The following is a 3,446-nucleotide window of genomic DNA, read 5'->3' on the forward strand; positions in this document are numbered from 1 at the left end:
CTTCAGCACGACGGCAATGCCGGGATTCGTGCAGAACTGGCCGGCGCCCATCGTCAGCGAGCCGGCCCAGCCGGCGCCCAGCTGCGCGCCGCGCGCGTCCACGGCCGCGGGCAGCAGGAACATCGGGTTCACCGAGCCCAGTTCGCCGAAGAAGGGGATGGGGTCAGGTCTTGCTGCGCAGAGATCGAACAGCGCGCGCCCCCCGCCCAGCGAGCCGGTGAAGCCGACGGCGCGGATCAGCGGATGCCTCACCAGCGCCTCGCCCACGTCGCGGCGGCCGCCCTGGATCAGCGAGAACACGCCGGGGTGGATGCCGCAATGGGCCACGGCCGCGAGGATGGCCTCGGCCACGATCTCCGAGGTGCCCGGGTGCGCCGAGTGCCCCTTCACGACGACCGGGCAACCGGCGGCCAGCGCGGACGCCGTGTCGCCGCCCGCCACCGAGAAGGCCAGCGGGAAGTTCGACGCGCCGAACACCGCCACCGGCCCGATCGGGCGCTGCATCAGCCGCAGCTCGGGCCGCGGCAGCGGCTGGCGATCGGGCAGGGCGGCGTCGTGGCGACGATCGAGGTAGTCGCCCTGGCGGATGTGCGTGGCGAACAGGCGCAGCTGCCCGACCGTGCGGCCGCGCTCGCCGACCAGGCGCGCGGTGGGCAGGCCGGTCTCCTGGCTGCCGATCCCGGTGATCGCGTCGGCGCGGGCGTCGATCTCGTCGGCGATGGTGTCCAGCAGCGTCGCGCGCTGCTCGCGGCTGCTGGCGGAGAAGGACTCGAAGGCGGCGTCGGCCGCCTGGCACGCCTGCTCGACCAGCGCCGGCGTGCCGACACAGAACCGATGACTGGGGCCGCTGGCCGGTGTGGAGGCGAAGCGTTCATCGCCGGCGATGCGCTCGCCGGCGATGAAGTGCCGGCCGTGCAGGGAGAAATCTGCGCTCATGGATAGGTCCTCGAAATGTTCTTGTCGGTGCGCGGAGCGCTCCCGCCAGTGTCTTGCGAGGCCTCGCCATTTGCATGACGGCCTGCAGAAATCCGATGGCCCGGCAAGCGTTGCTATGACCCTCCCCACCGGGGCGCGTGGACTAAGATTCCGCCATGTTCCAGTTCGCTGAAACGCCGAACCTGCGCCATCTGCGGTTCGTGCAGGTGATCGGTCGGGTGGGCGGCGTCAGCGGCGCCGCGCGCGAGCTTTGCACGTCGCAGCCGGCGGTGACGCAGGCGGTGTCCAATATCGAGGCCGAGATCGGCACGCCGATCTTCGAGCGCAGCGCCACCGGCACCTACCCGACGCCGCTGGGCCGGCAGTACCTGCTGCGGCTGGACCGCTTCTTCGAGATCCTCGATGCGGTGCTGACCCAGGTGGTCGGCAAGCAGGCGCAGGCCGACCGGCTGATCACCGGCACCCAGCTGCGCGCGCTGATCGTCATCACCGAGCCCGGCCGTGTCAACGAGATCGCCGAGAGCCTCGCCATGTCGCCGGCCTCGCTGCAGCGCGCCGCGCGCACGCTGGAGCGTTCGCTCGGCCGGCCGCTGTTCGACCGCACCGCCCACGGCCCGATCCCGAACAAGACCGGCACGCTGCTGGCCCGCGAGTTCCGCCGCGCGGTGCGCGAGATCGAGCTGGCGCGCGGTGAGGTGCTGCTGGATGCGGGCGCGGAGAGCCTGGAGGTCGTCGTCGGCGCGGTGCCGATGGCGGGCTCCTTCGAGCTGGCCGAGGCCACGCGGCAGTTCATGGCGCGGCATCCGGCCGTCAAGCTGCGCCTGGTGACCGGTGACTACCACCACCTGCTCGAGGAACTGCTGAACAGCCGCATCGACATGTTCTTCGGCCTGCTGCGCCGGCCCGACTGGGCCAGCGAGGTCAGCGAGGACGAGCTCTATCGCGACGGCTACTGCATGGTGGCCCGCCCCGAGCATCCGCTGTGCCGGCTGGACGAGGTCACGTCAGTGGAACTCGCGCGTTATCAATGGGTCGTGCCCTCGGTCGGCACGCCGCGGCGCAAGCGCATCGAGGCGATCTTCAAGGGCCTGAAGGCCCATCCCAGCTTCCATATCGAGACCTCGTCGCTGAGCATGAGCCGCGCGATGCTGCTGGGCTCGGACACGATCACGCTGATGACCCGCTCCGAGGTGCAGCATGACCTGAAGCTGGGCATCCTCTGCCAGCTCCACTGCCCCTGGCTCAGCGACATGCTGCCCAAGGGCGTGACCACCCGGAGCGACTGGCTGCCGACGCAGGCGCACACCGATTTCGTCGAGTGCCTGCGGGAGAGCACCGGCGGGTCTCAGCCAGGCAGCCGCGCGGCGGCCTGAGCGGCGCGCATGTCGGCCACTGCGTCGAACGGTAGCTTCGGGCCGGAAACCAGGCCCTGCTGGTAGGCGATGTCGGATTCCGTCAATGTGAGATCTTTCGAATAAGGCCGCTGCGAAACATTGAAGTCGGCCACCGCGCGGGCCGATGCCTCGTCGAAGTGATCCCGCTGCGCGCGGCGCCGCGCCTCGAACAGGGCCTGGCGCGAGGCCGGCGACATCATGTACTCGTAGAGCGCGCCATAGGCGGCCATCAGCTTGACCAGATCGTCCTGCCGGTCGCGGATCGCGTCCGTCGAGGCATAGGCCAGCTGGAAGACATAGCGGGGGAGGGCCTGCCAGAGGTGCCCTTCCTCGATCGCTGCCAGGTGGTCGTCGTTGTTGAGGTGCGAGATGCTGGCGCAGCAGGCGTCGGCTTCGCCCCTCAGCACCGCCTCGTAGCACTGCTCGTTGCTGCCCTTGTCGATGAAGCGGATCGCCGAGTCGTCGATGCCGCGGGCCCTCAGCAGCTGCAGTGTCAGCGTGTGCAGCAGCCCGCCCGTCGGGCCGACGGCGACAGTCCGGCCCTTCAGGTCGGCAAGCGTGCGGATGTTCTCCGGCGCGAAGATCGTCAGCGCCGCCTTGCGCATGCCGGCCCCGATGATCCTCACGCGCGCGCCCTGCGCGATGCGCGAGAGCACCATGTTGTAGCCCGACACCATGCAGACGTCCGCGGCGCCTGCGGTGATCGCATCGAAGGGGCCGGTGGAGCCCGGCGCCTGGATGAACGCGGCGTTGACGCCAGACCGACCGAGATAGCCCTGCCTGTCCATCAGCGCATTCAGCGTGGCGTTCTCCAGGCCCGGATTGCTGACGACTCGCAGTGCATTCGAAGTGGCCGCTCGGGCGATGTACGGCGCGGCGATGACCAGGCCGGTGCCGCGCAGGAAGCCGCGGCGCGTAAGTAACGGTGACATGCAACAAGCTCCTTCGGTCGATGGACGAAGGCTAGCGGCGGCGCGATGACGCGACCCATTCAAAAGCGGTCGGTGGCGATAGGAAGGCTCCCGACTTCCTCGACGCTGGAAAGCCCGCGGGGCAATATGAATGCACGCACAGACCACCCATCGAGGAGACGCCATGTCCACCCATAAAGTCCAT

General features: G+C 69.4%; 3 protein-coding genes. 1 reads left to right on the forward strand and 2 read right to left on the reverse strand.

The features are described from left to right. Nucleotides 1-936: aldehyde dehydrogenase family protein (locus B0W88_RS30600; RefSeq protein WP_144007088.1), on the reverse strand; the 936-nt coding region annotated here is incomplete at its 3' end. Nucleotides 937-1,091: 155 nt separating this feature from the next. On the opposite strand from B0W88_RS30600, the gene B0W88_RS30605 reads away from it, so the two are divergent. Beyond that, on the forward strand, nt 1,092-2,309 hold the full coding sequence (locus B0W88_RS30605; protein ID WP_077038267.1) for a LysR family transcriptional regulator: 1,218 nt from the start codon (nt 1,092-1,094) through the stop codon (nt 2,307-2,309). Here the strand turns inward: B0W88_RS30605 and B0W88_RS30610 are convergent. Beyond that, the gene (locus B0W88_RS30610; protein ID WP_077038268.1) at nt 2,282-3,262 is read right to left on the reverse strand and encodes an ABC transporter substrate-binding protein; all 981 of its coding nucleotides are present in this window, start codon (nt 3,260-3,262) and stop codon (nt 2,282-2,284) included. The genes B0W88_RS30605 and B0W88_RS30610 overlap by 28 nt on opposite strands. Nucleotides 3,263-3,446: the final 184 nt, after the last annotated feature.

Source organism: Pelomonas sp. KK5 (genome assembly GCF_001984095.1).
Classification (GTDB): domain Bacteria; phylum Pseudomonadota; class Gammaproteobacteria; order Burkholderiales; family Burkholderiaceae_C; genus KK5.